This window comes from Streptomyces sp. SP17BM10, assembly GCF_036322405.1.
Classification (GTDB): domain Bacteria; phylum Actinomycetota; class Actinomycetes; order Streptomycetales; family Streptomycetaceae; genus Kitasatospora.
Genome location: NZ_JAQYXB010000661.1, coordinates 348,469 through 375,395, shown reverse-complemented (window position 1 = coordinate 375,395; position 26,927 = coordinate 348,469). Strand labels below are relative to the sequence as shown.

Annotated in this window: 24 protein-coding genes and 1 pseudogene; 10 read left to right on the top strand and 15 right to left on the bottom strand. The window is 73.4% G+C overall.

Translation table 11 applies throughout. The features are described 5' to 3' along the window. Positions 1-249: 249 nt before the first annotated feature. Both PUR71_RS32375 and PUR71_RS32370 read left to right on the top strand, forming a co-directional pair. A complete protein-coding gene (locus PUR71_RS32375) occupies positions 250-732 on the top strand; it encodes a hypothetical protein (protein WP_329930737.1) in 483 nt (160 codons plus the stop codon). A 132-nt stretch (positions 733-864) separates the two neighbouring features. Then, positions 865-2,220, top strand: coding sequence for a multidrug effflux MFS transporter (locus tag PUR71_RS32370; protein WP_329930736.1), 1,356 nt, complete (start codon positions 865-867; stop codon positions 2,218-2,220). 138 nt (positions 2,221-2,358) lie between these two features. On the opposite strand, the gene PUR71_RS32365 is transcribed toward PUR71_RS32370, so the two are convergent. Beyond that, positions 2,359-4,104 (bottom strand): glycosyl hydrolase family 18 protein, encoded by a 1,746-nt coding sequence (locus tag PUR71_RS32365; RefSeq protein WP_329930735.1) that lies wholly within the window; start codon positions 4,102-4,104, stop codon positions 2,359-2,361. A gap of 459 nt (positions 4,105-4,563) precedes the next feature. Here PUR71_RS32365 and PUR71_RS32360 point away from each other — a divergent pair, with 459 nt between their 5' ends. Next, positions 4,564-6,006 carry a hypothetical protein gene (locus tag PUR71_RS32360; RefSeq protein ID WP_329930734.1) on the top strand — a complete coding sequence of 481 codons (1,443 nt, stop codon included), beginning with the start codon at positions 4,564-4,566 and terminating at the stop codon, positions 6,004-6,006. A 110-nt stretch (positions 6,007-6,116) separates the two neighbouring features. On the opposite strand, the gene PUR71_RS32355 is transcribed toward PUR71_RS32360, so the two are convergent. From PUR71_RS32355 to PUR71_RS32320, 8 genes are all read right to left on the bottom strand, one after another. Then, the gene (locus PUR71_RS32355) at positions 6,117-6,686 is read right to left on the bottom strand and encodes a hypothetical protein (RefSeq protein ID WP_329930733.1); all 570 of its coding nucleotides are present in this window, start codon (positions 6,684-6,686) and stop codon (positions 6,117-6,119) included. Positions 6,687-6,827: 141 nt separating this feature from the next. Continuing rightward, positions 6,828-7,790: an ABC transporter substrate-binding protein gene (locus PUR71_RS32350; RefSeq protein WP_329930732.1), complete on the bottom strand. Its 963-nt coding sequence runs from the start codon at positions 7,788-7,790 to the stop codon at positions 6,828-6,830. Positions 7,791-7,925: 135 nt separating this feature from the next. Further along, on the bottom strand, positions 7,926-8,615 hold the full coding sequence (locus PUR71_RS32345) for an ABC transporter permease (RefSeq protein ID WP_329930731.1): 690 nt from the start codon (positions 8,613-8,615) through the stop codon (positions 7,926-7,928). Further along, positions 8,612-9,280, bottom strand: a complete 669-nt coding sequence (locus PUR71_RS32340; protein ID WP_329930730.1) for an ABC transporter permease — start codon at positions 9,278-9,280, stop codon at positions 8,612-8,614. Before PUR71_RS32340 ends, PUR71_RS32345 begins: the two co-directional genes overlap by 4 nt. Further along, positions 9,270-10,466 carry an ABC transporter ATP-binding protein gene (locus PUR71_RS32335; RefSeq protein WP_329930729.1) on the bottom strand — a complete coding sequence of 399 codons (1,197 nt, stop codon included), beginning with the start codon at positions 10,464-10,466 and terminating at the stop codon, positions 9,270-9,272. Before PUR71_RS32335 ends, PUR71_RS32340 begins: the two co-directional genes overlap by 11 nt. Before the next feature lie 345 nt (positions 10,467-10,811). Further along, the gene (locus tag PUR71_RS32330; protein WP_329930728.1) at positions 10,812-11,198 is read right to left on the bottom strand and encodes a rhodanese-like domain-containing protein; all 387 of its coding nucleotides are present in this window, start codon (positions 11,196-11,198) and stop codon (positions 10,812-10,814) included. Beyond that, positions 11,192-11,746, bottom strand: a complete 555-nt coding sequence (locus PUR71_RS32325) for a cysteine dioxygenase (RefSeq protein ID WP_329930727.1) — start codon at positions 11,744-11,746, stop codon at positions 11,192-11,194. Before PUR71_RS32325 ends, PUR71_RS32330 begins: the two co-directional genes overlap by 7 nt. A 345-nt stretch (positions 11,747-12,091) precedes the next feature. Continuing rightward, positions 12,092-15,355, bottom strand: coding sequence for a hypothetical protein (locus PUR71_RS32320; RefSeq protein ID WP_329930726.1), 3,264 nt, complete (start codon positions 15,353-15,355; stop codon positions 12,092-12,094). A 504-nt stretch (positions 15,356-15,859) separates the two neighbouring features. Between PUR71_RS32320 and PUR71_RS32315 the strand changes: the two genes are divergently transcribed. The 4 genes from PUR71_RS32315 (at position 15,860) to PUR71_RS32300 (ending at position 20,927) form a co-directional block, all read left to right on the top strand. Beyond that, a complete protein-coding gene (locus PUR71_RS32315; RefSeq protein WP_329930725.1) occupies positions 15,860-16,702 on the top strand; it encodes a nitrilase-related carbon-nitrogen hydrolase in 843 nt (280 codons plus the stop codon). 11 nt (positions 16,703-16,713) lie between these two features. Further along, positions 16,714-18,144 carry a dihydropyrimidinase gene (gene hydA, locus PUR71_RS32310; protein WP_329930724.1) on the top strand — a complete coding sequence of 477 codons (1,431 nt, stop codon included), beginning with the start codon at positions 16,714-16,716 and terminating at the stop codon, positions 18,142-18,144. 126 nt (positions 18,145-18,270) lie between these two features. Beyond that, a complete protein-coding gene (locus PUR71_RS32305) occupies positions 18,271-19,284 on the top strand; it encodes a TIGR03842 family LLM class F420-dependent oxidoreductase (protein ID WP_329930723.1) in 1,014 nt (337 codons plus the stop codon). 101 nt (positions 19,285-19,385) lie between these two features. Then, on the top strand, positions 19,386-20,927 hold the full coding sequence (locus PUR71_RS32300) for an NCS1 family nucleobase:cation symporter-1 (RefSeq protein WP_329930722.1): 1,542 nt from the start codon (positions 19,386-19,388) through the stop codon (positions 20,925-20,927). A gap of 74 nt (positions 20,928-21,001) precedes the next feature. On the opposite strand, the gene PUR71_RS32295 is transcribed toward PUR71_RS32300, so the two are convergent. Further along, positions 21,002-21,163 carry a hypothetical protein gene (locus PUR71_RS32295; RefSeq protein ID WP_329930721.1) on the bottom strand — a complete coding sequence of 54 codons (162 nt, stop codon included), beginning with the start codon at positions 21,161-21,163 and terminating at the stop codon, positions 21,002-21,004. 157 nt (positions 21,164-21,320) lie between these two features. On the opposite strand from PUR71_RS32295, the gene PUR71_RS32290 reads away from it, so the two are divergent. Then, positions 21,321-21,587 carry a GlsB/YeaQ/YmgE family stress response membrane protein gene (locus PUR71_RS32290; protein ID WP_329930720.1) on the top strand — a complete coding sequence of 89 codons (267 nt, stop codon included), beginning with the start codon at positions 21,321-21,323 and terminating at the stop codon, positions 21,585-21,587. Positions 21,588-21,645: 58 nt separating this feature from the next. On the opposite strand, the gene PUR71_RS32285 is transcribed toward PUR71_RS32290, so the two are convergent. From PUR71_RS32285 to PUR71_RS32265, 5 genes are all read right to left on the bottom strand, one after another. Next, positions 21,646-22,569: an ADP-ribosylglycohydrolase family protein gene (locus PUR71_RS32285; RefSeq protein ID WP_329930719.1), complete on the bottom strand. Its 924-nt coding sequence runs from the start codon at positions 22,567-22,569 to the stop codon at positions 21,646-21,648. A 110-nt stretch (positions 22,570-22,679) separates the two neighbouring features. Then, positions 22,680-23,267: a TetR family transcriptional regulator gene (locus PUR71_RS32280; protein ID WP_329930718.1), complete on the bottom strand. Its 588-nt coding sequence runs from the start codon at positions 23,265-23,267 to the stop codon at positions 22,680-22,682. A 109-nt stretch (positions 23,268-23,376) separates the two neighbouring features. Further along, positions 23,377-24,399, bottom strand: coding sequence for an aldo/keto reductase (locus PUR71_RS32275; protein ID WP_329930717.1), 1,023 nt, complete (start codon positions 24,397-24,399; stop codon positions 23,377-23,379). Between the two features lie 128 nt (positions 24,400-24,527). Then, positions 24,528-24,977, bottom strand: coding sequence for a (4Fe-4S)-binding protein (locus tag PUR71_RS32270; RefSeq protein ID WP_329930716.1), 450 nt, complete (start codon positions 24,975-24,977; stop codon positions 24,528-24,530). Next, on the bottom strand, positions 24,977-25,279 hold the full coding sequence (locus PUR71_RS32265; protein ID WP_329930715.1) for a GNAT family N-acetyltransferase: 303 nt from the start codon (positions 25,277-25,279) through the stop codon (positions 24,977-24,979). Before PUR71_RS32265 ends, PUR71_RS32270 begins: the two co-directional genes overlap by 1 nt. On the opposite strand from PUR71_RS32265, the gene PUR71_RS41375 reads away from it, so the two are divergent. Together PUR71_RS41375 and PUR71_RS32255 are read left to right on the top strand one after the other, a co-directional pair. Beyond that, the gene (locus tag PUR71_RS41375) at positions 25,215-26,294 is read left to right on the top strand and encodes a sensor histidine kinase (RefSeq protein ID WP_443077646.1); all 1,080 of its coding nucleotides are present in this window, start codon (positions 25,215-25,217) and stop codon (positions 26,292-26,294) included. The two genes, PUR71_RS32265 and PUR71_RS41375, sit on opposite strands and share 65 nt — an antisense overlap. Beyond that, positions 26,291-26,802 (top strand): annotated as a pseudogene (locus PUR71_RS32255) (LuxR C-terminal-related transcriptional regulator). The gene PUR71_RS41375 and the pseudogene PUR71_RS32255 overlap by 4 nt, the downstream one beginning before the upstream one ends. Positions 26,803-26,927 lie beyond the last annotated feature (125 nt).

Sequence of the window (26,927 nt, the reverse complement as noted above, 5' to 3'; positions counted from 1 at the left end):
CCCGGCGCCGCTTCGGCGCGCACCGGCGGCCCGGCGCCCACCGCCCGCGGGTGGCGGCGCGTACGTCTGAAGGTGGAGAGGCTACCCCGTGGGATGGAGGCGTGATCGCGACCTCGTGGTGACGCTCCGGCCCTCCGGCGCGGGCCAGGATGGTTGCACCGGCCGGAGGACCACCACGGGCCGCAGCGGAACACTCGACACCCACACCGACAACGGACTCGGAAACCGCAAGGGAGAGGGCAGGCGGACATGAAGGGCATCGTGAGCAAGGTCGCGCTCGGAGTCGCCGGGACGGGCATGGCCGTCGCCGTGGCCGCCGTCGTCATCGGCCCACGCGTGTCCGAGTGGTACGACGGCCGCCACCAGGAGCAGGTCTCGTACGCCACCGGCAGCGAGGCCAAGGCCGACCGCCACTCGATGCCCGGCTGGCTGCCCGACAACGCCTCCGGTGTCCGCTACCTGATGTCCACCACCGGCGACGACCGCCTGCTGCGCGCCACCCTCCCCGAGGGGAGGCTGCCCGCCGGCTGCACCACCGGGCTGACCGGCAAGGGCGTGCACCCGGTGCCGGAGTCGCTCCGGGCGGGCTGGTTCCCCGGGGACGTCGCGGGCAAGGTCACCGGCACCTGCGGGCACTACAACGTGGTGCTCTCCGGCAACCAGCTCTACGCCTGGCAGGACGGCGCCGCCGTCCAGGCGGCCATGCGGGCGGAGCACCCGGCGAAGCGCTGAGGCGCGGGGGCGCCGGGGCGGACGGGTGACCGGTTCGGTGCCCCCCGCTGTCGGAACGGGGTGGGGCTGAGATAGGACGGAGCGTGGACAAACCCGTCCCGCCCCGTCCCGCCCGTCCAGCGAGGGAGCCCCATGCCTGGCCCCGGCCCCGGCCCGAGCGCCGGCCCGTCCGACGAGACACCCGGCCGCACCTCCGACCCGTCGTCGTCCCCCGCCGAGGCCTCGGCGGCACCAGCGACACCGAGGGCGTCAGCGGCCACGGCGGGCCCCGGCCGGGGCACCGTCGCCGTGCTCGGCGGCCTGGTCGCGCTCGGCCCGCTGACCACCGACCTCTACCTCCCGGGCCTGCCCGCGATCGCGGACGACCTCGCCGCCGACCCGGCCGCGGTGCAGCTCACCCTCACGTTCTCGATGTTCGGGGTGGCCGCCGGCCAGCTGCTGTTCGGGCCGCTCAGCGACCGCTTCGGACGCCGCCCGCCGCTGCTCGCCGGGCTCGTCGCCTACACCCTCGCCAGCACGGTGTGCGTGATCGCGCCCAACCTGCCGCTGCTGATCGGCGCCCGATTCGTCCAGGGCACGGCCGGGGCCGCCGGACTGGTCATCGGACGGGCCGTCGCCCGCGACCGCTTCCAGGGCGTGGCGATGCTCCGGTTCCTCGCCTCGATCACCCTGATATCGGGCCTGGCCCCGATCCTCGCGCCGATCATCGGGGCGCAGCTGCTCCGGGTGACGTCGTGGCGGGGCACCTTCGGGGCGCTGACAGCGCTCGGGCTGCTGCTCGCGCTGGTGGCGTTCGGCGCGCTGCGTGAGACGCTGCCCGCCGGGGCGCGCCACGGCGGCGGGTTCGGGTCCACCCTGCGGACGATGGGCGGGCTGCTGCGCGACCTGCCGTTCCTCGGGCTGATGCTCACGGGCACGTTCGGGTTCGGGGCGCTGTTCGGGTACATCAGCGGGTCGTCGACGGTGCTGCAGCACGTCTATCACGTGTCGCCGCAGACCTACAGCCTGCTGTTCGGGCTCAACTCGGTGGCCATCGTCGCGATGACGCAGATCAACGGGCGGGTGCTGGCGCGGCGCTTCACCGCGAGTGCGCTGATGCTGGCGGGGCTGGGCGTCGCGGTGGCGGCGGGCGTGGTGCTGGTGCTGGTGACGACGGTGTGGGACTTCGGGCTGCTCGGGGTCTGTCCGGCGCTGTTCGTGATGATGGGCAGCATGGGGATGATCCTGCCGAACTCGGCGGCGCAGGCCCTCAGCCTGGTCGAGCCGCAGGCGGCGGGGACGGCTTCGGCGCTGCTGGGGACCGGGAACTTCCTGTGCGGGGCGCTGGTCGCGCCGCTGAGCAGTCTGGGCGGGCGGCCGTCGGCGGCGCTGCTGGCGGTGGTCGTGCTGTCGAGCGCGGTGCTGGCGAGCATGGCGTACGTGGCGCTGTGCCGGCCGTGGCGGGCGCGGGCCGAGAGCGCGGGGCATCCGGGGAGCCGGGCGGGCTGAGGGCGGTGGGCGGTTGGACGGAGAACGGAGAACAACGAACAGCTGACAGATAACAGATATTGAAATCTGTCATCTGTCATCTGTCATCTGTCAGCTGTTATCTGTCACCCGTCATCCGCTACCGGTTGGCCGTGTCCGTCAGTCGATCGCGAAGTCGTCGCCGTACACGTTCCCCTGCCCGTACCACCCGTGCAGGTAGACCGTCACGGTGCCGGTGGCGCCGGTGGTGAACGGCACGCTCAGCTTGGTCCAACCGGCGGAGTTCGTCCAGGTGCTGGCGTTCGCCCCGCCGCTGACACCGAGGTAGGCGTAGTTGCCCTGCACCCAGCCGCTCAGCGTGTAGCCGGTGTTGGGCTTCAGGGTGACGGTCTGGGTGCACTGCCCGGTCTGGCTCTCGGACGGCGCCGCCCGCAGCGCGTACGAGCCGGAGTGGACCGGGGTGCTCGCCACGGCGCCCCCGCTCTGGCAGGTCCACGGGGCGAGGCTGCCGCTCTCCAGACCGCCGTTGGCCAGACCGCCGGGAGGCGGCGTGGTGCCGGTGACGGTCAGCGTGTAGGTCGCGGTGTGCGTGCCGGACGGTGCGCTCGCCTTCACCGTCAGCGGGTACGTGCCGGGTGCGGCCGCCGCCGTCGTGGTGAGGTTGAGCGTGGCGCTGCTGCCGGCGGTGACGCTGCCGGGGTTGACGGTGGCTGTGACGCCCGCCGGGGCGCCGCTCACCGAGAGGCTGACGCTCTGCGCCGAACCCGACGTCACGGCCGTCGCGATCGAGGCGGACGCCGAAGAACCGGCCGCCACCGTGGCGGAGTTCGGGTTCACGGCCACCGAGAAGTCGTTCGTCGCCGGCGTGCCGCTCGTGAACGGCGCGAAGATGTGCGTGAAGTCCCAGGTGTTCTGGGTGATCCCGGAGCAAGAGTCGTTCCCGGCCGTGCCCGGGCAGCCCCCGTTGTCGCGCTGGAGCGCCCAGAAGGACAGCGTGTTGATGCCCTTCGACGCGGCCCAGTTGTACACGGTCGTCGCGTTGGCCACGGTGAACGTCTCGGCCGCGCCGTAGTCGTCGATGCCGACCATCTCGGTGATCCCGATCGAACCCCACAGCTGCGCCGGGGACTTGCCCGGGTAGAGCGACGCCAGCTGGTTGTACAGGCCCTGCGCGGAAGTCTGGGTGTCGGCCGCCATGTCGTGCGTGGCGCCGTCGTAGTAGTCGAAGGTCATCATGTTGACGACGTCGATCCGCGCGTTGTTGGCGATCGCGCTGCGCAGCACCGCGAGCCCGTTGTCCGCGAGCCCGCTGGTGGTGGTCGGCAGTGTGTAGGAGAACTGGACGGACCGGCCGTTGGCCGCGGCCCAGTCCTGCACCAGCTTGATCGCCTTGTTGCGACGGTCGATGCCCGCCGGGTCGGTGAGCGAGTTGTCCTCGATGTCGAGGTCGATCCGGCTGATGTCGTACGTCGTGACGAGGCTCTCGTAGGCGGCCGCGATCTGGTTGACGTCGGTGCAACTGTCCGCGATCTCGGTGCCGTTGTGATCGGCCGTGTAGCCGCCGAAGGACGGGATCACGTCCCCGCCGTTGGCGCGGATGGTGGCGATGTCGGCGCCGAAGGTGGAGGACGAGACGGGCTTCGCGGTGTCGCCGTTCCAGTACGGGGTGCACGAGCCCTTGGCGGAGGCCTGGAGGAAGGCCATCGTCAGGTACTTGGCGCCGGACTGGGCGGCCAGGGTGGCGGGGCTCTGGCCTGTCCAGGACTCGAAGTAGGGGGCGAAGACCCGGGCGGGGAGCGGGGTCGCGGCCTGGGCGGAGCCCGTCCCGGCGGCGACGAGGCCGACCGAGGCGGCCAGCGTGGCACAGGCCGTCAGGGCCGCCTGGATGGTTCTGCGTAGACGCATCGATTCTCCAACAGACATGGTGGGGCAGGACGTTGGGGAGGCGCAGGGATGTACGGGGCGCGCGGTGGGGAACGGATCGGCGTGCTCGGGGCAGGCGCTTTCCACGGACTCGCGCGGCGGCGAACGGCGGTGCGGGTGGTGCGGACGCGCGCACGCCGGGCGGGTTCGGGGGTGGAGCGGAGGAGGGCAGGGCGGTGCCTCAGCCGCCGGTGGTCACACCCCCACAGTGCATCCCGGTCGGATCGACATGCTTATGGTTGGACTAGACCACTCCTCTGTCAAGGCTCCTTACAGTTCGTCACCACACGACCCCGGCGGCGCCCGGAACCCATGGAAGCGGGTGGCGGGATCCTGCGCCGGTTATTGGATTGTGGACACCGAACCCCGTCCGGGAGGATCGGACCCTTGTCCGACAGGACGCCCGACACGGCACCACACCCACCCCGGAGGAACACCCCTGTGACGACCCCCTCGCTGGACGAAGCCTGGCGTCACCTGGAAGCCGGCGACCCGCAGGCCGTCCTGCGCGAACTGCGCACCCTCGCCGACGACGTGCCCGCCGCCCAGGTCGCCCCGCTGGTCAAGCGGCTGGCCGCCGACAGCGGCTTCGACGACCTGGCCGAGGCCGCCGCCCGCCTCGCCACTGCGGGCGGGACAGCCACCGTGGGCGGGACGGCCACCGTGGGCGGGACGGCCGCGGGGAGTGCCACGGGTGCCGGAGCCCCCGACGCCGTCGCCCTCTACAAGTACGGCTACGCCTGCGTCGAACGCGGCGCCGCCTTCCTCGCCGCGCCCGCCCTCGCCGAGGCCCTGCGCATCGCCACCGCCGAGGTCCGCGAGGGCGAGAAGACCAAGCGCGGCCTCTTCGGCCGCGGCAAGCCCCGCCCCGACAACCGCCTGCCGATCCTCGACGAACTCGTCTCCGCCCTGGAGGACGAGGAGCGGCACGCCGAGGCCGCCGCCGCCCTCCAGGCCCACGAGCCCGTCCTCCGCGACTGGCCCGAGCGCTACCTCCTCGCCTACAACGCCCTGATGGCCGGCGACCGGACCACCGCCCGCGCCACCCTCGACCGGATCTCCGCCCCCGACGACCAGTGGCGCCCCGCCGCCGACCGCCTGGGCCGCGCCCTGGGCCGCGCCGACGCCGTCGAGGACGCCGCGGCCGCCGAGGCTGCGGGGGCTGCCGGGGCCGCCCGGCCAACCACGGAGCCGCTGAGCCGTCAGGACCTGCGCGGCTGGCACTTCACCCTCACCGGCGGCCTGCTCGCCACCCTCTCCCCGTACGGGTTCGCGGCGGGAATGACCGGCCGCTACGCCTTCCTCCAGGACTCCTACGGGCTGTGCCGGCACGGGCTGGAGCGGCTGCGCCTGATCCTGGACGCCGCCGGCGCGCGCCCGCAGTCGGTCTCGCTGCTGCCCGGCCGCGCCGACCGCGCCCTCGGGCTCGCCGCCGCCGACCTGCTCGGCCTGCCCGCCCGGCCGTACCAGCCAGGCACCGGGGACACCGTGGTCGTGGCCTACGACCTGAGCGACGTCGAGGGCATCGGCCCGCAGGCGCTGACAGCGCTACGCACGCGCTCCGCGGGCGAGGTGCTGTATGAACACGCGACCTGCTGGACCGAGACGCCGCCGGTCACCGCGGACGTGAGTGGCCTGCTGGGCCAGACCGTCGCCCCGCCGTGGCGGATGCTCGGCGCCGAGCCGGACGAGCGTCCGGCCGAGGAGTTGGCGGCGGAGATCCTGGCCGCCGATCCGGCGCCGGACGGCGGTGACGGCGAGACCCCGCCCGACCCGGACGAGGGGCTGGCGGCCTTCGCCCGCGCCGTGCGCGAGCGCTGGCTGGACGGCCCGCGCGACCGCTGCCGCACGAGCGGACCGGTGCCCAGCTCCCGCTTCCCGTAGGGAACTTGGAGGCAGGCGTCTGAGGTGCCGCGGCCGCGCGTCTGCTGACGACGCGCGGCCACGGCGGCCCGGCGCTCAGGACGCCGGGCGTTCGGGGGTGTCGCGCCGGGTCAGGCCGGAGGCGGACAGAGGGTTGCGCGCAGGGCCTCGTTGATCTTCGCGGCCTTGTCCGGGCCGAAGCCCTGCGGGTGGTCGGGGGCGGTGAAGCGCTGGTTCGCCAGTTCGACCAGCTTCGCCTTGTCCTTGGGGAACTGGTACATCGACTGGCACTGGTTGCGGGCCCGGTCGACGGCCTGGTCGGGCTTGCCGCCGACGATCGCCGGGTCGATCGCGTCCAGCGCGGCGACCAGTTTGGCGGTGACGTCGCTGCCCGGTTTGGCGGGCATTCCGGCGTCGGTGGGCGGCGCGGGCTTGGCCGGCGCGGGCCCGCCGGCCGCGCCGGATCCGCCGGACGTGTCAGCGGTGGGGGCGCCTGTCGGGGCGTCCGTAGGCGAGGCGGTTCCGGGGGCGGGCGTCGCGGCAGCGGAGGCGGCGGCCGACGTGGGGGAGGCGGCCGCGGAGGTGGAGGTGCCGCTGCCCGCTCCGGAGCCCGAGGCGGAATTCGAGCCGGAGCTGGAACACGCGGCGAGGCTCACCGCGGCGAAAGCCGTGAGGGTGGCGGCGAGGAGACGAGTGCGCATGGCGTCACACTGTCATGTTCGCGGCGCGAGAGGGAAGGCCCTGAGTGGGGCCGAACAGGGGGCGGCGAACAGCTGACAGATGACAGATGTTGAAATCTGTTATCTGTCAGCTGTTATCTGTCAGCTGTCACCCGAAATCCATCAGCCCAGCCCGTTGGCCTTCAGCCAGTCCTTGGCCACCGCCGACGGGTCCTCCTTGTCGACCGACACACGCTTCATCAGCGCGGTCAGCCCGGCGGTGTCGAGCTTGGCCGACACCGCGTTGAGCGCGGCCGTCGCCGTCGGCCCGACGCCCGCCTTGTTGACGAGCGGCGTGACGTTCTGCGCGCCGAACACGCCCTTGGGGTCGGCCAGCGGGACGAGCTTGAACTGGACGATCTTCGGGTCCGTGGTGAACACGTTGCCGACCTGGACGGCGCCGTCCTTGAGCGCGTTGGCCGTCGTGTCCCCGGTGGGCTTCCACTCCTTGAAGGTCAGCCCGTAGACGTCCTTGAACTGCTGCTCGCGGCGGGACTTGAACTCCGGCGGCCCGCCGATCGTGAACTCGCCCGCCTTGGCGGCCAGGTCGGCGACGGTCTTGAGCCCGTACTTGTCGGCGGTCTCCTGGGTGACGCTCAGGGAGTCCTTGTCCTCGGCGGGGGAGGAGTCCAGGATCCCGAGCGAGGCCGGCAGGGTCTTGGCCAGCGCCGCGTTGACGTCGTCCTTCGCCGTGGCGGTCGACTTGGCGTCCAGGTAGGCGAGCAGAGCGCCGTTGTACTCGGGCAGGACGGTGAGGTTGCCGCTCTGCAACTGCCCGTAGAGCACCTCGCGGCTGCCGATGTTGAACTTCTCCTCGACCTTGACGCCCTTGGCCTTGAGCGCTTGCGAGTAGATCGAGCCGAGCAACACGTTCTCGGGGAAGTTCGCGGAGCCGACCACGACGGTCCCGCCGTCGCCCGCACCCCCGCTCCCGGCCGCGGCCGTGCTCGCGCCACCGGCCGCCGCCGAGGACGAGCCGCCGTCGAGCGGGTCCCCGCCGGAGGAGCCGCAGGCGGTGGCGCCGAGGGCGAGGGCGGCGAGGGTGCCGAGGACGGCGGCGCGCCTGGTTCTGCGGATTGTCGACATGGTGACAGGTGTCCTTCCGAGACGATGGAGACAGGAGGTTCAGAGGGCCCGGCCCTGGCGCCGCATCAGCGAGTCCAGCACAGCGAACCCAAGTCAGAGGGCTCAAGTCAGAGGGCCCAGGTCAGAGGTCCCCGGTCAGCGTGCCCGGTCGGTGCCCCGGCGCTGGGCGCGCACCCCGCGCGGCAGCGCGTACCGGGTGAGCAGGACGAAGAGCAGCTGGGCGGCGACCGCGAGCAGCACCACGAGCACCGCGCCGCCCGCCGTCACCGCGTACTTGCGGGTGGCCAGCCCGTCGAACACGTACCGGCCGAGGCCGCCGAGCCCGACGTACGCGGCCACCGTCGCGGTCGCGATGACCTGGACGGCCGCCGTGCGGAAGCCCGCCAGCAGCGTCGGCGCCGCGGACGGCAGGCACACCTGCCACAGCACCTGCGGGTGGGTCAGCCCGATGCCGCGCGCGGCGTCGCGCACGTCCGGGTCGGTGCCGCGCACGCCCTCGACGGCCGCGACCAGCAGCGGCGGCGCCGCGAGCGCGACCAGCGGGACGAGCACCGCGGTGTCGCCGACACCGGCGAGCAGCACCGCGAGCGTGACCAGCCCCAGGGTGGGCAGCGCGCGGGCGAAGCCGGCCAGCGCCGTGACGGCGGTGACGCCGCGTCCCGTGTAGCCGATCAGCAACCCGAGCGGGACGGCGACGAGCGCGGCGAACAGCAACGCCTCGCCGGAGAACGCCAGGTGCTCGGCGATCCGGTGCGCGATCGAGTCCGGACCACTGCGGTGGTCCGGATCGGAGAAGAAGTCGCTCAGCCAGGAGAGCCAGTTCACCGGCCCGCTCCCTTCTCGCGGACGGCCCACGGCGCGAGCAGCCGCCGCGCCGCCACCAGGACCAGGTCGACGGTCAGCGCGAGCGCGGCGATCAGCGCGATGCCGGCCACGATCGGGGTCGGGAACGTGCGCTGGAACCCGTCCATGAACAGGTAGCCGAGCCCGCCGCGCCCGACCAGCGCCCCGACGCTCGCCAGCGAGATGCTGGACACCGCGGCGACCCGCAGTCCGGCGATCAGGTACGGCACGGCGGCGGGCAGTTCGACGGCGGTCAGCCGGTGCCACGGCCCGTAGCCCATGGCGGTGGCGGCCTGCCGGACGGCGTCCGGCACGGCGCGCAGCCCGTCCACGGTGGTGGGCAGGAGCACGGCGAGCGCGTAGAAGGTGAGCGGGATCATGACGGTGGCCTGGGTTGCGAGACCGGTGTACGGGATGAGCAGCATGAAGACGGCCACGGCGGGCAGCGCGTAGACGATGTTGAAGACGGCGGCGAGCGGCTGGTACACGCGCGGGAAGCGGGCGCAGGCCAGGCCCAGCGGGACGGCGACCAGCAGGCCGATGAGCACCGGGACCAGGGCGATCACGGCGTGGTCGGCGAGCAGGCTGCCGAGGTAGCCGAGGTGGTCGCCGATCCAGTACCAGCGGACGATCGGTTCATCGTCCACCGGTGGCCCCGTCCTCGCCGTCCTTCGCGCGGCTCGCCCCGTCGGGCCCGCTGCTCGCCTCGTGCTTCGCGCTCCGCGTCACGTCGTGCGCGCTGCTCGCCTCGTCCTTCGTGAGGATCCCGGCACCGCTCGGGCCGGCCTCGGCGGCGCCGCCCGGAGCCGTCAGGGCACGGAGGACGGCCTCGCGGTCCGCGGTGCCGGTGGCCCGGCCGTCGCCGTCGAGGGCCACCGCGACCCCGGCGGGGGAGAGGACGGTGGCGTCCAGCGCGGTGCGCAGCGTGTCGGTGTCCGGCCGGTAGCCGGGGGCCGGGCGCAGTTCGACGGTGGGGGCGGCGCGGTCGATCCAGCCGATCGGGCGGCGTTCGTCGTCCAGAGCCAGTTCCCAGCCGCCGGAGCGCAGTCCGCCGGCGAGCGGGCGGGTGGTGACGGCGCTCGCGGGGCGCAGGCCGAGACCGCGCAGGCCGCGGTCGCGGCCGAGGAAGGCGGCCACGTCATCGTCGGCGGGCGTGGTGAGCAGGGTGTGCGGGTCGGCCAGCTGGGCGATCCGGCCCTGGCCGCGCAGCACGACGACCTGGTCGCCGAGCCGGACGGCCTCCTCGATGTCGTGGGTGACGAAGAGCACCGTCTTGTGCAGTTCGGACTGGAGGCGCAGCAGTTCCTCCTGGAGCCCCGCGCGCACCACCGGGTCGACCGCGCTGAACGGTTCGTCCATCAGCAGCACGGGCGGGTCGGCGGCCAGGGCGCGGGCCACGCCGACGCGCTGCTGCTGGCCGCCGGAGAGCTGGAACGGGTAGCGCTTGGCGGTCTCGGGGGCGAGCCCGACCAGGTCGAGCAGTTCGGCGGCGCGGGCGCGGGCCTTCTTGCGGTCCCAGCCGAGCAGGTAGGGCACGGTGGCGACGTTGTCGATCACCTTGCGGTGCGGGAAGAGTCCGGCCTGCTGGATCACGTAGCCGATGCCGCGGCGCAGCTTGGCGGGTTCCAGCCCGGCGACGTCCGCGCCGTCCAGCAGCACCCGGCCCGAGGTGGGCTCGACCATCCGGTTGACCATGCGCAGGAGGGTGGTCTTGCCGCACCCGGACGGTCCGACCAGGACGGTTATCCGTCCGGTCGGCACGTCCAGGTCGAGGCCCTCGACGGCGATGGTGCCGTCGGGGTGGCGCTTGCCGGCGCCGTCGAATCTGATCACGGGGGGTTTCCTCGTCCGGGCGCCCCTCGGTGGCGGCGCCGTTGGTCGGTCTGTCGTCGGTCTCTCGGTTGATGGCGGTTCGTCGACAAACGGTGGCGGTGCGGACCGCGGTGGTGTCTGTCGGATCTCCTGTCCGGGCGTTCTTCCGCCCGCGTGGCTGCCCAGCTTCGGACCGGCGGAAACTCTGATCAGACTATGACCTGCATTATCTCCTGTCCGTGATTTACCACCTGGCACGTGGGGCGAGGCCGGCGCGACAGGGCCCGCCGGAGCGTCAAGCCGGTCAGCCGCGCGGGTCGTTCGCCCGCCGTGGCGTCCGCCGTACGACGGCTTTTCAGCCGCGCTTCAGCCGCCCTGACGGGTCGGCAGCCCGGCCGCCGCCCAGCCGACGAAGCCGCCGTCCAGGTCGGTGGCCCGGTGCAGCCCCAGCTCGCGCAGCGACGCCGCGGCCAGGCTCGACGCGTACCCCTCCGAGCACACCACGATCCACTCGACGTCGTACCCCGACGCCTGCGGGATCCGGTGACTGCCCGTCGGGTCCAGCCGCCACTCCAGCACGTTGCGCTCGATGACCAGCGCCCCGGGGATCTCCCCCTCCGCCGCCCGCTGCGCCGCCGGACGGATGTCCACCAGCAGCGCGCCGTCCAGCTGGGCCTGGTACGCCTCCCGGGCGCGCGGGCGGTACACGCCTTCGCGGGCCCGCTCCACCAGGTCGTCGATCGTGGTCACCACTGTTGCGGTCCTTCCTCCGAGGTGCGGACGAGCCCGCCGGCCCGCAGGTCGTAGTGCGCCATCGAGCTCAGCGGGGGCGAGTAGGCGTGCAGGGTGACGGCCGGGCCGGACGCCGTGTTGCGCACGTCGTGCACGTACTCGGGGCCGAAGGCGCGGGCCGTCCCGGCCGGGACGCGGCGGATCAGCAGGCCCTGGTCCGGGCCGCCGAGCGAGAGCTCCTCCAGTTCGCCGAGGGCGACGGTGAAGGCACCACGGGAGCCGCCGTGGTCGTGGAAGCCGGTGGACTGGCCGGGCAGCCAGCTGATCAGCCACACCTCGTGGTCGTCGTCGGCCACCAGGCGCCGGTACCAGCGCTCGTCCGTCGACAGACGGACGTGGTGGATCCACTGGTCGGGCCGCTCGGCCAGCTCGCGGACGATCGCGCGCAGGGCGTTCGGGGTGAGCGGCGCACGGGCTTCTTCGGCAGCGGAGACGGCGACGTCACCGGAGACGGCGGCGGCCTCGGTGACGGCGGTGGGTGGACGGTCGGGGGCGAGGTCCAGGCTCATGGGGCGTCCTCGGGTGCGGCGGGAACGTCGGCAGGGTGCGCCCGCAGTCCGGGAGCCGCGGTGCAGCGGTGCCGATGGAACGGCACGGCAGCGCGCGGAGTACACCGGGCGGGGGCGGGTTCAGAACTGCGGGTGCGCGGCGCGGGCCCTGGCAGACGTCACAGGGCGGTACCGCCGCGGAGCGGCAAGGTCAACAGGCACACATGGAGCTCGCCTGGCGTCGCAGATCGACGTGCAGGCGGCAGACCAGGGCGGTGCCGGAATCCATGCTCCGGATCCTTCCCGACCCGCGTGGCGGGAGTCAAGCGGGACCCGCGGTCCGTCCACACCCCGGACGGAAGCCGCTCACGCATCGGACATCCCGCTCCCCTCGCCCCTCACGTCCCCGGACGCCCCGGCCCGAGTCACCCCTCGGCCGGCCGCCGCGGTGCCGGGGGGGTTGACGGCCGATCGGCCCGCACCGCCACCGCCGGGCGACTGCGTCGGTACGGGCCCCGCCGCGCCGCCCGTCGCCCGCCGCGCCGCCAGGGCGGCCTCGATCAGCGGCGCCGCCTGGTCGCCCAGGAAGCGGCCCAGTGTCTGGTAGGCGTCGAACTGCCGGTGGTCGAACCACTGGTCGCTGGTCAGGTCGTTCGGGAACGCCGCGTTGCCCACCGCGTAGGACAACAGCTCGTACGGCATGTCGGCGGTCAGGACGGCCTGGACGACGATCAGCGTGCCGTGCCGGGCGTCATCGCTCCCGTCGGATCCGCCCTCCCCGGCGAGACCTGCCAGCGGCGCCGGATAGTGGACGTCCCCCGTGATCACCGCCCGCTCCGACAGGCGCGCCGCGAGCTGTGCCGCGAGCCCCCGCAACGGCGGCGGCCCGTTCGCCGCCGGTCTGCCGTCGACACCCGTCGCCTGTGCTGCCTGCGCTGCCTGTGCTGCCTGGGCCGCCTGCTCCGCGGCGCTCCCCGGGATCAGCACCTCCGGCTGGCGCAGCGTGATGACGATGCCCAGCTCCTCGCGCGCCAGCGTGATCGCGGCGGCGAGGTTGGCCGCGTACCCGGAGTCGCCGCTGGCATCGATGCAGACCGCCGTCCGGACGCCGTGGCGCAGCAGCTCGACCAGGCCGAGGTTCTCGTAGTGCCCGCCGTCCGTGGTCAGCAGGAACCGGTCGTCCATCGGGAACCGCCCCGTCAGCTCCCGCAGTTGGTACTGCAGCCGCCGTACGGCCGGCTGCGCGGGGCGCCGCCAGTCCGGCGCGCCCCACCAGCCGGGGCCGAGGACGGCCGGATTGGGCAGCCAGGTGCCGAGCCGTGCGTTGGTGACCGCGAACAGCCCCTGGTAGGCCTTGGACTGACGGCCCATCGCCGACGAGAACGCCGCCCCGGAGACGGCCATCGCCGACTGCACGGTGAGGTCCCGGGCGATGTGCCGCCGGGTGCGCCGCTCCAGCAGGTCGGTGCGGGCGTAGCCGACGTCCGGACCGCCCACGTAGTCGTGCGACAGCGTGAAGGACACCGCCCGGCGGCCCGGCGGGGTGCGGGTGTCCCCGGAGAGGTTGGCCGCCGCCGAGAAGATCACCTGGGGGAAGTCCGGGTGCCGGGCGCCGTAGTGGCTGAGCCACGTCTCCTCGCGGAAGAAGTCGTAAGGCCGGGCCACCACCGCGCCGCCCTCGGAGACCCGGCGGACCGCGAACGCCCTTGCCAGCCGCAGCCGGTAGAACGGGTGCAGGCTCATCCACGTCTGGTCCAGGTTGAGCCCGACCGCGCCGAGCACCAGCGGCAGCGCCACCTGGACGGCCGTCGGCCACGCGTACCCGGTCGCGACCGCCCAGCCGAGCGCGAGCAGCGATCCGGCCGACAGGGCGGCCAGCGCCGCCCAGACCACCACGTACTGGGGGAGGTCGGCGGTGAGGCCGGCGCCGAACCGGCCCACCCCGCGCAGCGCCCCGGCGACCGCCGCCGCGCCCCGGCGGATCGTCCGGCGGTCGCGCCAGAGTATGCCGAGCAGCAGGGCGAGGTAGCTGAGCGCGACGGTGAGGCCGAGCCCGGCCCCGGTGAGCCGCGGGCCCGCGGCCAGCGCCGTCCGGAGGCGCACGGCGCTCCACGCCAGCGCGGGCACCACGAGGACGCCGACGGCCACCAGCGCGGCCAGCGCGAGGCTGCCCTGGAAGAGCCGGCGGAGCACACGCGGGAGCGCGGCGTCCCAGCCGAGCAGGGGGAACAGGAGCACCGAGAGCAGCCAGCACGTGGCGGCGGCGACGAGCAGGGCGGCAAGGGCGGCGATGGCGGGCGCGCGGAGGACGAGCGCTCCCGGCGATCCCGGTGCGCCGGTGCGCAGTCCGGCCGCCGCCAGGCCGTCCAGCGGGGTGAGCGGCACGAGCCGGTAGAACCGGCTGAGCCCGAGGCCGACCACCAGGACGGCGGCGAGCAGCAGCGTGAACGCCGAGATCACGCCGCGCAGCAGCGTGCCGAGGGCTATCAGCCACTCGCCCGAGCCGTCGGCGATGTACTTGCTGTGGCGGCGGAGGTGGTCCTCCTCGGGGGAGCCGGGCTCCAGCACGGTGTCGGCCGTCAGGCCCGAGACGGCGTGCACCGGGGCGCCGGGCGCGGAGTCGCAGAGCGCGAGCTGCATCGCGCCGACCGCGTAGCCGCCGCCCGAGACGGAGACCAGGTACCGCGCCCGTCCGAGCCAGGGCCGAAGCGACTGGAGCGCGCCGAGGGTGACGCAGGCCGAGCGGATGCCGCCGCCCGAGGCGCAGAAGCCGAGCTCGGCGGGCTCGCGCCCCGGCGGAACCCGGGAGCCGTCGCGCCAACGGGACTGGCCCGTACGGGTGGTGGCGTCCGCGAGCCCCTCGCGACGGGGGGCCGGTGCGACGGTGTGCGGCGCCGGCCAGAGCGCGCCGTGCGCGGTGACGACCGGCCGGGGCGGGATCAGCGCGGGGCGGTCGGGGGAATCGGGGGAGTCGTCGGGGGTCGCTCCGGCATCGGCCTCCGGGTCCGGGGCGGGCGGACGGACCCGCAGCCCGCGCACGGCGCGGACGGCGGTGACGGCGACCGCACCCGCCGCCACGGCTCCGGCCGGCAGGAGCAGCAGCCACGCCGTGGTGGCCAGCCCGGAGGCGACGGCGAACGGCGCGTCCGAGCCGTCCGGGCGGTCCAGGGCGCGGGCGAGCAGTACGTCCGCCGCGAAGGCGCAGCCCGCCGCGAGCAGCCCGGCGCCCCCGGCGGCGAGCGCCGTCAGCCGCCAGCGCGCCCGCCCGAACACGTACAGGCCGAGCAGCGCGGCGGCGGCCAGCGTCAGAGCGGCGCCCCCGGTGAGCCAGGCGTCGGCCCGCAGCGCGGCCGGCCCGTCCTCGGCCCGGCCGCCGAGCGCCGCCAGCGCGCCCGCCCGCGAACCCGCCAGCCGCAGTGTCACCACCCCATCGGGCGGCGCCACCCGGCGGAACAGCAGGCCGCCGAGCGCGACGGGAACCGGCGCGCCGAGCGCCAGCAGCAGCCCCGCCCACGCCGGCACGGCGGGCGGGGCGGCCGGCGGATCCGCCCGCCGCGCCCACGCGAGCAGACGGCCGGGACCACGCCCGGGCGGCGCCTTGCGCACCGCCCTCCCGAGAGCCGTCGTCATGCCTGCCACCCCCCTGATCCCCGGGCCCCGCGCCGGCGGGCGAAGTCGCGCTGCGCCGCCGCGCCGTAACGGTCCGAGGCGGCGTCCACGCGCGTTTTACCCACCATGGCCGGAACCGGCACCCGGAACGCCCGGATTCACTCGAATGAGTAAGGAGCGCACTCCCGGGGTAGATGACCGGTTCATCCCGTCCAGGGGGACCCGCGTGTCCGCGCAACGAGATCGCCCCGGACGGGTTGGCCCCAACGTATTGTCAGGCCACCGAACCCGGCCTACGGTCGACAGATCGCTCTTTCTACGCACGTAGACGCACGCCGCCGCACGCGGCTCCGCGTGGACGCACGCGGACGCCCTGCCACGCCTGCCGAGCGTGCGCGGGAAGGCGCGCGGAGACCGTGCCGCGACCCCGCGGACCAGCCTGCGTGCCGCAGGCCAGAGCCACCCCGTCAACCCTCAGACCGCAGGCCCGGCTCCCCGCCGGACCGCGGAGTTGCGGAGGTACCCATGTCGCAGATCGTCCGTGCCGCGCTCGTCCAGACCCGCTGGACCGGCGACCAAGAGAGCATGGTCGCCCTCCACGAGCGGTACGCCCGCGAGGCCGCCGCCCGGGGCGCGAAGATCATCGGCTTCCAGGAGGTCTTCAACGCCCCCTACTTCTGCCAGGTCCAGGAGCCGGAGCACTACCGCTGGGCGGAGGCGGTGCCCGACGGCCCCACCGTCCGCCGCATGCGGGACCTGGCCCGCGAGCTCGGCCTCGTGATCGTCGTCCCGGTCTACGAGGAGGAACGGACCGGGGTCTACTACAACACCGCCGCCGTGATCGACGCCGACGGCAGCTACCTCGGCAAGTACCGCAAGCACCACATCCCGCAGGTCAAGGGCTTCTGGGAGAAGTACTACTTCAAGCCCGGCAACCTCGGCTGGCCCGTCTTCGACACCGCCGTCGGCAAGGTCGGCGTCTACATCTGCTACGACCGGCACTTCCCCGAGGGCTGGCGCGCCCTCGGCCTCGCCGGCGCCCAGATCGTCTACAACCCCTCCGCCACCAGCCGCGGCCTGTCCGCCTACCTCTGGCAGCTCGAACAGCCCGCCGCCGCCGTCGCCAACGAGTACTTCGTCGCCGCCATCAACCGCGTCGGCACCGAGGAGTACGGCGACAACGACTTCTACGGCACCTCCTACTTCGTCGACCCGCGCGGCCAGTTCGTCGGCGAGGTCGCCTCCGACAAGGAGGAGGAACTCGTCGTCCGCGACCTCGACCTCGGCCTGATCGAGGAGGTCCGCCAGCAGTGGGCCTTCTACCGCGACCGCCGCCCCGACGCCTACGGACCGCTCACCGAGGCCTGAGGAGCATCCCGATGACCACTCCCGACCCCCGCCGCCGAACCGTGATCCGTGGCGGCCTCGTCATCACCGCCACCGAAGAACTCCACGCCGACGTCCTCGTCGAGGGCGAACGCGTCGCCGCCCTCGCCACCACCGGCAGCTCGGCGGCCGAGGACTGGACCGCCGACACCGTCATCGACGCCGCCGGCCACTACGTCATCCCGGGCGGCGTCGACGCCCACACCCACATGGAACTGCCCTTCGGCGGCACCGCGGCCTCCGACACCTTCGAGACCGGCACCCGCGCCGCCGCCTGGGGCGGCACCACCACCATCGTCGACTTCGCCGTCCAGCCCGTCGGCGGCTCCCTGCGCGAGGGCCTGGACGCCTGGCATGCCAAGGCCGACGGCAACTGCGCAGTCGACTACGCCTTCCACACCATCGTCTCCGACGTCACCGACGGCGTCCTCAAGGAGATGGACGCGCTCGTCGACTCCGGCGAGTCCACCTCCTTCAAGCTCTTCATGGCCTACCCCGGCGTCTTCTACAGCGACGACGGCCGCATCCTGCGCGCCATGCAGCGCGGCGCCGCCAACGGCGGACTCGTCATGATGCACGCCGAGAACGGCATCGCCATCGACGTCCTCGTCGAACAGGCGCTCGCCGCCGGGCACACCGCGCCCCGCTACCACGGGGAGGTGCGCCGCGAACTCCTGGAGGCCGAGGCCACCCACCGGGCCATCAAGCTCGCGCAGGTGGCCGGTAGCCCGCTCTACGTCGTCCACGTCTCCGCCGCCTCCGCCCTCGCCGAGATCGCCCGGGCCCGCGACGCCGGGCTCAACGTCTTCGGCGAGACCTGTCCCCAGTACCTGTTCCTCTCCACCGACAACCTCGCCGAAGAGGGCGCGGACGGCTTCGAGGGCGCCAAGTACGTGTGCAGCACGCCGCTGCGGCCGCGCGAGCACCAGGAGGCGCTGTGGCGGGGGCTGCGCGCCAACGACCTCCAGGTCGTCTCCACCGACCACTGCCCGTTCTGCTTCTCCGGGCAGAAGGAACTCGGGCGCGGCGACTTCTCGAAGATCCCCAACGGCCTGCCGGGCGTGGAGAACCGGATGGACCTCCTCCACCAGGCCGTCGTCGACGGGCACATCACCCGCCGCCGCTGGATCGAGATCGCGTGCACCACGCCGGCCCGCATGTTCGGCCTGCACCCGCGCAAGGGCACCATCGCGCCCGGCGCCGACGCCGACATCGTCGTCTACGACCCCACTGCGGTGCAGACCGTCTCCGCCGCCACCCACCACATGAACGTCGACTACTCGGCCTACGAGGGGCGCCGACTCACCGGCCGGGCGCGGACGGTGCTCTCGCGCGGCACCGTCGTCCTCGACGGCGGCAGATGGCTCGGGCGCGCCGGACACGGCACCTTCCTGCGCCGCGACACCTGCCAGTACCTGGTCTGACACCGCCCACTTCCCGGCCTCCCCTCTCCTTCCCTGTTCCCCGTTCCCCGTTCTCCGGTCCGTCCGCCGCCGCCCGGGCCCCTTCCGGCCCCGGGCGGCGGCCCCGTCCCATTCCTGGAGCCACCGATGGACATCGGCCTCGTCCTGCAGACCGATCCGCCCGCCCGCCTGCTCGTCGACCGGATGATCCGCGCCGAACGGGCCGGGTTCAGCCACGGCTGGACCTTCGACTCCTGCGTCCTGTGGCAGGAGCCCTTCGTCATCTACAGCCGCATCCTCGCCGAGACCGAACGGCTGACCGTCGGCCCGATGGTCACCAACCCCTCCACCCGCACCTGGGAGGTCACCGCCTCCCTCTTCGCGACCCTCAACGACATGTACGGCAACCGCACCGTCTGCGGCATCGGACGCGGCGACTCCGCCATGCGCGTCGCCGGCCGCCGCCCCGCCACCCTTGACCGGCTCTCCCACGCCATGTACGCCATCAAGGAGCTGGCCGAAGGCCGCACCGTCGAAGTGGACGGCACCGAGATGCACCTGCCGTGGGTGCAGCCCGGCGCGTCCCTGCCGATCTGGATGGGGGCGTACGGACCCAGGGCGCTGGCACTGACTGGGCGTCAAGCCGACGGATTCATCCTGCAATTGGCCGACCCCTACCTCACCGAGTACATGGTGAAGGCGGTGCGGGCCGCCGCCGTCGAGGCCGGACGCGACCCGGACGGCGTCACCATCTGCGTGGCCGCGCCCGCCTACGTGACCGCCGACGACTCGCCCGCCGCGCTCGCCCACGCCCGCGAGCAGTGCCGCTGGTTCGGCGGCATGGTCGGCAACCACGTCGCCGACCTCGTCGGCCACTACGGTGAGCACTCCGACGTCGTCCCCGACGCCCTCACCGACTACATCAAGGACCGCCAGGGCTACGACTACAGCCACCACGGCCGGGCCGGGAACCCCGACACCGCCTTCGTGCCGGACGGGATCGTCGACCGCTTCTGCCTCATCGGGCCCCCGGCGGCGCAACTCGCGCGGCTGGAGGAACTCCGCTCGCTGGGCGTCGACCAGTTCGCCGTCTACGCGATGCACGACGCCGTCGAGGCCACCATCGACGCCTACGGGACGGACGTCATCCCGCAGTTGTGACGCGTGGCCGCGCCGTCGCGCCGTCGCGCCGTCGAGTCAGCGCACTGAAGGCTGTCGCGCCCTGCACGGACCACACCGGGAACGGGATAGGGGAGTCACCCATGGCCGACACCGCGACCACCGGCGGCGGACAACTGCGGCACTCCGACGGACGGGTCGAACTCGACCCGTCCGCCGGAGAGTTGCCGCCGAACGGCTTCACCAACGACGACCTGCGCCCCGTCCCGGTGGCGCGGCGCACCTGGACCACCTACACCTTCCTCGCCCTCTGGGTCGGCATGGCCCACAACATCCCCTCCTGGACGCTCGCCTCCGGCCTCGTCGCACTCGGCATGGACTGGAAGCAGGCCGTCCTCACCATCGCCCTCGCCAACCTCATCGTGCTCGCGCCGATGCTCCTCACCGGACACGCAGGCACCAAGTACGGCATCCCGTTCCCGGTGTTCGCCCGCGCCTCCTTCGGACTGCGCGGCGCCAACCTGCCCGCCCTCATCCGGGCCGCCGTCGCGTGCGCCTGGTTCGGCATCCAGACCTGGATCGGCGGCGAGGGCATCTTCCTGCTCGCGGGCAAACTCCTGGGCGAATCCTGGCGCACCGCGAGCGAGTTCGGCGGCTACCCGTGGACGCAGTGGCTCTCGTTCCTCACCTTCTGGCTGATCGAGATGGCCATCATCGCCCGGGGCATGGAAACGCTTCGGCGCTTCGAGAACTGGGCCGCGCCCTTCGTCATCGTGGGCGCCCTCGCGCTCCTCGCCTGGATGGCCCTCAAGGCCGGCGGGCTCGGGCCACTGCTCGACCAGCCGTCCCAACTCGGCTGGGGCGGCGGCTTCTGGAAGGTCTTCTTCCCGGCACTGATGGGCATGATCGGGTTCTGGTCGACGCTCTCGCTCAACATCCCCGACTTCACCCGCTTCGGCGGCAGCCAGCGCGCCCAGATCCGCGGCCAGGCCCTCGGGCTGCCCACGACGATGACGCTCTTCGCGCTGCTCTCCGTCCTCGTCACCTCGGGCTCGCAGGCCGTCTACGGCAAGCCGGTGTGGGACCCGATCGAACTCGCCGCGAAGATGGAGAACCCCGTCGGCCTCCTCTTCGCGCTGCTCACCGTCCTGGTCGCGACGCTGTCGGTCAACATCGCCGCCAACGTCGTCTCGCCCGCCTACGACCTCTCCAATCTGGCCCCCAAGTACGTAGGCTTCCGGACCGGGGCACTCGTGACGGGCGTCGTCGGGATCGCGATCTTCCCGTGGAAGCTGATCTCCGACCCGCACGTGTACATCTACACCTGGCTCGGGGTGGTCGGCGGCCTGCTCGGCACGGTCGCCGGGGTGCTCATCGCCGACTACTGGGTGCTGCGCCGCACCCGGCTGCGGCTCGCCGATCTGTACCGACCGGGCGGGGCGTACTGGTACGCGGGCGGGTGGAACTGGCGGGCCGTGGCCGCGCTCGTGGTCGGCGGCCTGCTGGCGGTCGGCGGGTCACACGGTGGGCCGTTCCCGGCGGACGGGCTGGTGCCGGTGCTCAAGCCGCTCGCCGACTACGGGTGGGCGGTCGGGTTCGCGGTGTCGTTCGTGCTGTACGTGGGGCTGGGGTGGCGGGGGAGGGGCCGGCCGGTCGGCGGCGAACAACTGACAGCCGACAACTGACAGATAACAGATTTCGAAATCTGTTATCTGTCAGTTGTCGCCTGTCGGCCGTCCTCCGTCGCCTGCCGCCCGGGTCACCAGTGGGCGAATTCGAGCCCGGCGGCGCGCACCTGGTCGGCGAATCGGGTGTGCGTGGCGACGGCGACCGTGTGACCGGCCGCCTGCAGGCGGGTGCCGAGCCCCGTGAAGGGGGGCGGCGTCGCCCCGGGAGCGGCGGTGGCGATCAGGATGCGCATGGGCAGTATCCCGGCGCGGCCGCCCTGCCGGGAGGGTGTCGAGCCCGCGTGCCCACCCTGCGGCCGCTCGCGTGTGATGGAACCGGCGGACCGTCCTCACGCGTCCGTACGGGCAGAGCGGTCGGACGGGGCCGTCCGCTGGAGAACGGGAGGGCACATGAGCATCGTCGCCTGGATCGTGCTGGGCCTGATCGCGGGAGGACTCGCCAAGCTGCTGCTGCCGGGGCGGGACCCGGGCGGCCTGATCGTGACGACCCTGATCGGCATCGCCGGGTCCTTCGTCGGCGGCTGGATTTCCTCGCGATTCCTGCACCGGCCGGTGGCCACGCACTTCTTCGACCTGGCCACCTGGGCGTCGGCTATCGGCGGCGCGCTCGTGCTGCTGATCGCCTACCGGCTGCTGTTCGGCAATTCCCGGCGCTGACGTGACCCGGCCCGACGGCCGCCGAGCGGCGCCATCCGGCGGCCGGGTGTCGAGCCGTTCAGAGGGTCGCCGCCAACTCGGCGACCCAGTCCGGCAGGTCCTCGCGGGCGGTGAGCCAGGCGGCGGGGACACCGGCGAGAGCGGTCCGGGCGGCGACCACCCCGGCGGCGATGGCGCAGGTGGTGTCCCTGTCGCCCCAGCCTTCGAGGGTGTGCCAGATGGCGTCGGGCAGCGAGTCCAGGTGCCCGGCGGCGGACCAGAGCGCGAACGGCACGGTGTCCGGCGCGGACAGCCGCAAACCCGAGCCGAGCACGTTCGCGGCGTGCCGGACACTGGTCTGCTCCGGCAGCCGGGCGGCGATCCGCAGGCCGGACCGCACGTCGCTGTCCGGCAGTCGCCCGGCGATCTCGGATAGCAACTCGGCGCGGTAGGGCGGGTTCTGGCCCCGGCTGCGGGCGGCGAGCGCCGCGGCGAGTGCGACGGCCACCGCGCCCGCGACGGCCTCCGGGTGGAAGTGCGTGGTGAGCGCCTGGAGTTCGGCCTGCCGGGCCACCTCGTCCAGGTCGTCCGCGAACCACGCGCCGAGCGGTGCGACCCGCATGGCGGTGCCGTTCCCGTGTGAGCCCTGGCCGTCGAACTGGGCCGAGGTGACGGTGCGCCAGTCCTCGCCCTCACCGATGGCGCGCAGGACCCGGTGCATCGACGGGCCGTACTTGCGCCCGTACTCGCGGGCGTACTCCGCAGCGAAGTCCCTTGCCAGCACGTCCTGCCGGACCTCGCCATGAGTCGCCAGATGGCGCACGAGGACGAGGGCCATCGCGGTGTCGTCCGTCCAGCGCCACGGCGCGGGCCGGGCGAGGCGCGCAGCGAACGCGGCGGGCGCCTCGTCGAGCGGCACCGAGAACCAGCGGTCGCCGAAGGCGTCGCCGAGGGCGAGGCCGTGCAGGCTGTCCAGAGCGGGTCCGGTGGTGTCCCCGCGCATGTCGTCCTCCAGGTGAGATCAACTATGCGCGGCAGTCTGCCCGAAGGCCGGGCGGACCGGCCACCGGTTTACGTTTCGGCGCCGGCCCGCCCGGGCCCGGACGTGCGCCTTCACCTGGCGCGCAGGCCGTTGAGGATGAGCGTCCAGAGGGCCTCGAAGCGCTCGTTCGCCTTCGGGTCGGACCACTCGCCCGCATAGGCGGGGTCGTGGAAGTGCGCCGTGGCGTCGAAGACGGCGCGCGCCGTCGTCAGGATGTGGGCGAGCTTGAACTCCTCCTTCTCCATGCCGTCCTGGACGATCTGCGCGATCTGGCCGACCATCGTCTCGATGTGCGCCTCGACCGTCCCGCTGTTCTCCTCGACCAGCACCATGTAGGTCGCGAACAGCTGCGGGTCGTCGAGGGCCTTCTTCCGCTTGGCCGCGAAGAGCGTCACCAGCCAGCGGTGCAGGCGCTCCTCGGCCGGGCCGCCCTCGATCGAGACGTTCGCGAGCGCGAAGTGCGCCTGGTCCAGCCAGCGTTGGGTCACCGCCTCGCGCAGGGCGGCCTTGCTGGGGAAGTGGCGGTAGACGCTGCTGTGGCTGACGCCGAGGATCCGGGCGACGTCCACGACGGTGGCCTTGGCCGGGCCGAACCGCCGCAGGACGTCCTCCGCCGCGATCAGGATCTGCTCGGCGGTGAGGGTGGTGTCCGTCGTCACGGGAGGTACGTCCTTACGGGAGGGCCGCCCGCCGTGGGGGTGGGCGGCGGCGGCGGTGCGGGCGGGGTGGGGGCGGCGTGCGGCGGTCCGGCCGGGGGTGTTCGGCCGGTCAGCGCTCGCTGTCAAGCCTGGCCATCTGGTCGGCGGCGTACCGGTCGCCGGCCGCCGAGCCGGCGGGGACGGCCGCCTCGATGGCCGCGAGGTCGGCGGCGGTGAGCTCGACCTCGAGCGCGCCGAGCGCCTCCGTGAGGCGGTCCCGGCGGCGGGCGCCCACCAGCGGGACGACGTCCTCGCCGCGCGAGGCGACCCAGGCGATGGCGACCTGTGCGACGCTCGCGCCCTTCGCCGTCGCCACGGCGCGCAGCGCCTCGACGAGGGCGAGGTTGTGGGTCAGGTTGTCGCCCTGGAAGCGCGGGCTGCGGCCGCGGAAGTCGGTGCCGGTCAGGCTGCGGTCGGAGTTCCAGTGGCCGCTGAGCAGGCCGCGCGAGAGCACGCCGTAGGCGGTGATGCCGATGCCGAGCTCGCGGGCGGTGGGGAGGACGGCGGCCTCCGGGGACCTGGAGAGCAGCGAGTACTCGATCTGGAGGTCGCTGATCGGGTGCACGGCGGCGGCGCGGCGCAGGGTGTCGGCGCCGACCTCGGACAGGCCGATGTGGCGGACGTAGCCGGCCTTGACGAGGTCCGCGATCGCGCCGACCGTCTCCTCGATCGGGACGTTCGGGTCCAGGCGGGCCGGGCGGTAGATGTCGACGTAGTCGGTGCGCAGACGGCGCAGGGTGTAGGCCAGTGCCGTCTTGGTGGCGGCGGGGCTGGTGTCGTAGCCGACCCACTGGCCGGCCGGGTCGCGCTGGGCGCCGAACTTGACGCTGATCTGGACGTCCGAGCGGTCGCGGCCGCGCAGGGCGTCGTGGATCAGCAGCTCGTTGTGGCCCATGCCGTAGAAGTCGCCGGTGTCGAGGAGCGTGATCCCCGCGTCGAGGGCGGCGTGGATCGTGGCGATGCTCTCGGACTCGTCGGCGGGGCCGTAGAGGTCGGACATGCCCATGCAGCCGAGACCGAGGGCGGAGGTGACGGGGCCGGAGGCGCCGAGGGCGCGCTGCGCGGGCTTCGGGGTGCGGTCGGAAGCAGACATGAGGGCTCCAAGGGTCGGTACGGCGCCGGGAGGCGATGGACGAAATGACCCGGGTGCCACTATGGCATGACAGCGAACAGATTTCAAAATCTGTTCGCTGTCATCTGTTATCTGAAATCTGTCATCTGTTACTCGTCACCCGCCGCCCCGCCCCCGCCCCCGCACGCGCCGCTCCGGTCGCAGTGCGGCTGCTCGGCGCTGCGTCCGCAGCCGCACAACATCGCCCGAGGCGTCTCCCGCACCGCGCCGTCCGGGCCCGCCACGCGCAGCTCACCGCGCAGCAGCAACCGCCCGTCCGCAGTCCGCACCACCGTTGTCGGCCGGTCCGGCGACTCCGCTCCACCGTCCGCGAGCCGATAGCGCAGCGCCCCGGTCGGGCAGCGTCGCACGACCTCGGCGACCTCCCCGGCAGGCGCGGCGCCCGGGGAGATCCACGGCCGCCGGCCGGTGTCGAAGACCGCCGGCAGCCCGTGCACGCACTCGGCGGCGTGCCGGCAGATCCCCGCGTCGAACGTCACCGTGATTCCCGCTGCCTCGTAGGCCTTCGGGCCGCGCGCAGCGGTTCCGTCGCCGCCCATCAGTCGCTCACCCGGCTGCGGTTCTCGTACGCGAGGTCCACGTACTCGGGGTGGCGGAGCATCCAGGCCTTGATGAACGGGCAGGTCGCCAGCACCGGCAGGTTCCGGGCGCGGGCGTCGTCCAAGGCGGCGCGGGCCAGCGCACCCCCGACGCCCTGTCCCTCGAAGTCCCGTTCGACCAGCGTGTGCGGGTACACCACCAGGTTGTCGCTGCGCAGGTACTCGGCGAAGCCCGCCATGCGGTCGTCCACCCAGGCCTCGAAGCGGTTCCGCTCCTCGGCGTCACGTACGGACAGGGTCATCGTGGGCTCCTCGCTGCCGGGATCGCGGGGCCGGGCGCGGCCCCGGTCCATCATCGAGCGGCCGGAGCCGCGTCGCCCGTCGGTTCGCCGGATCCGGCGGCCGTGTCCTCCTCGCCGGCCGCAGGGCGCGGTCCGGGGTGCGGTGCCGTCCTCCGGGCCGTCCGTCCGGAATCGAGGGCGCGGACGAAGGTCGTCCCGAGGCAGCGTCTACTGCCTCGCCTGTCTCGGTCGGGTAGGGCCAGTCGTCGCCGGTGGTGCCACGATCTCCGTCCTCGACGCGACACTGCCCGACACGCTGGTCGGCCGGGTCGTCACCGCCGGATCCCAACTCCCCTTCCAGGCCGCGGCGCTGTCCGTCGGACTTTGGCGGAACGGGCGCCGCTTCGTGATTCGAACCCTGCGCGAGCTGGTCGAAACACTCAGTCGTGAACGGGAGTTGCACGCCGAGCGGACCAGATCCGCAGAACAGGCCCGCATCGCACGGGAGATGCACGACGTACTCGCCCACCGCCTGAGCCTCCTCGTGCTGCACGCCGGCGTCCTGCGCGATCTCACCGCACTGGTCGGCGAGGTCGTCGAGGCCGGGCATGAGGTCGAACTCGCCCTCCTCGGCGACCCCGAGAGCATCCCGACCACCCACCGGCTGGCCGTGCACCGGCCGGTCCAGGAGGCGCTGACGAACGCCCGCAAGCGCGGGGACACCGCGCCCGTCACCGTCCGGTTCGGCTATCGGGGCCCCGGCCACCACTGTCGAGGTCCGCAACGGTCCGGGTGCAGCAGCGCCCAACGGCTCGGCGAGGCCGAGCAGGCCGCCGAGGTCGGAGCGGTCGCAGTGGTCACGACGGCTGCGGACGGACGGGGTCCGGACTGTCGTGTTTCGGCCGAGCCGGGCGCCGAAGGGCTGGATTCCGCCGGGTGGGTTTCGGCCGGGCCCGTGCCAGGCAGACCGGATCCGGACAAAGGGACCGGCCGGTCCGTCCCCCGCCCCGATCCCGCTGCCCGAGGACGTCCGTGATCCGCACGAGGGTAGTCGTCGACGACGTGCTGGTCCGGCTCGGCCTCGTCGACCTGCTCGTCCAGGACCTCGCCCTGCGCGTCATCGCGCTCGCCACCTTCGACCTGGACGAATACGTCTACCGGGCGCTCGCCGCGGGCGCCGACGGCTTCCTGCTCAAGGACACCGCGACGACCGAGATCACCCCGGCCATCCACGTCGTCGCCGACGGTCAGGGCGTGCTCCACCCGTCCGCCGTCCGCCGTCTCATCGACCGCTACCACCGCGCGGCCGCGCCCCGGTCCGTCGCCGCCCGCAACCGGGTCGCCGGGCTCACCCGCGCGAGACCGACGTGCTGCGCGAACTCGCCGACGGACTCTCCAACGCCGAGATCGTTGGCGTCCTCGGGATGCGGGAGAGCACCGTCGAGGCGCACGTCAGCCGGATCCTCACCGCCCTCGGCGTCGGCGACCGCGTCCAGACCGCACTGATCGCACGCGACGCAGGGCTGGTGGCGGACGGCGCCTGAGCCGGGCGCGTCCCGGCACCGCCTCCGGCTCCCGGCCCGGCGGGTGACCCCGATGCCCCTGGTCGCGCCCCGGATTCGTACCGTGCGCTGAGCCCGGGTCACCCATCCGGCGTGGAAATGCGGCG

What these genes read in the sequence shown, in the direction of transcription:
- PUR71_RS32290 (WP_329930720.1), top strand. Translation starts at nt 21,321, where the DNA reads ATGAGCATCGTCGCCTGGATCGTGCTGGGCCTGATCGCGGGAGGACTC.
- hydA (WP_329930724.1), top strand. Translation starts at nt 16,714, where the DNA reads ATGACCACTCCCGACCCCCGCCGCCGAACCGTGATCCGTGGCGGCCTC.
- PUR71_RS41375 (WP_443077646.1), top strand. Translation starts at nt 25,215, where the DNA reads ATGCGGTCGTCCACCCAGGCCTCGAAGCGGTTCCGCTCCTCGGCGTCA.
- PUR71_RS32350 (WP_329930732.1), bottom strand. Translation starts at nt 7,790, where the DNA reads ATGTCGACAATCCGCAGAACCAGGCGCGCCGCCGTCCTCGGCACCCTC.
- PUR71_RS32320 (WP_329930726.1), bottom strand. Translation starts at nt 15,355, where the DNA reads ATGACGACGGCTCTCGGGAGGGCGGTGCGCAAGGCGCCGCCCGGGCGT.
- PUR71_RS32265 (WP_329930715.1), bottom strand. Translation starts at nt 25,279, where the DNA reads ATGACCCTGTCCGTACGTGACGCCGAGGAGCGGAACCGCTTCGAGGCC.
- PUR71_RS32315 (WP_329930725.1), top strand. Translation starts at nt 15,860, where the DNA reads ATGTCGCAGATCGTCCGTGCCGCGCTCGTCCAGACCCGCTGGACCGGC.
- PUR71_RS32365 (WP_329930735.1), bottom strand. Translation starts at nt 4,104, where the DNA reads ATGCGTCTACGCAGAACCATCCAGGCGGCCCTGACGGCCTGTGCCACG.
- PUR71_RS32270 (WP_329930716.1), bottom strand. Translation starts at nt 24,977, where the DNA reads ATGGGCGGCGACGGAACCGCTGCGCGCGGCCCGAAGGCCTACGAGGCA.
- PUR71_RS32355 (WP_329930733.1), bottom strand. Translation starts at nt 6,686, where the DNA reads ATGCGCACTCGTCTCCTCGCCGCCACCCTCACGGCTTTCGCCGCGGTG.
- PUR71_RS32325 (WP_329930727.1), bottom strand. Translation starts at nt 11,746, where the DNA reads ATGAGCCTGGACCTCGCCCCCGACCGTCCACCCACCGCCGTCACCGAG.
- PUR71_RS32370 (WP_329930736.1), top strand. Translation starts at nt 865, where the DNA reads ATGCCTGGCCCCGGCCCCGGCCCGAGCGCCGGCCCGTCCGACGAGACA.
- PUR71_RS32375 (WP_329930737.1), top strand. Translation starts at nt 250, where the DNA reads ATGAAGGGCATCGTGAGCAAGGTCGCGCTCGGAGTCGCCGGGACGGGC.
- PUR71_RS32305 (WP_329930723.1), top strand. Translation starts at nt 18,271, where the DNA reads ATGGACATCGGCCTCGTCCTGCAGACCGATCCGCCCGCCCGCCTGCTC.
- PUR71_RS32300 (WP_329930722.1), top strand. Translation starts at nt 19,386, where the DNA reads ATGGCCGACACCGCGACCACCGGCGGCGGACAACTGCGGCACTCCGAC.
- PUR71_RS32275 (WP_329930717.1), bottom strand. Translation starts at nt 24,399, where the DNA reads ATGTCTGCTTCCGACCGCACCCCGAAGCCCGCGCAGCGCGCCCTCGGC.
- PUR71_RS32285 (WP_329930719.1), bottom strand. Translation starts at nt 22,569, where the DNA reads ATGCGCGGGGACACCACCGGACCCGCTCTGGACAGCCTGCACGGCCTC.
- PUR71_RS32295 (WP_329930721.1), bottom strand. Translation starts at nt 21,163, where the DNA reads ATGCGCATCCTGATCGCCACCGCCGCTCCCGGGGCGACGCCGCCCCCC.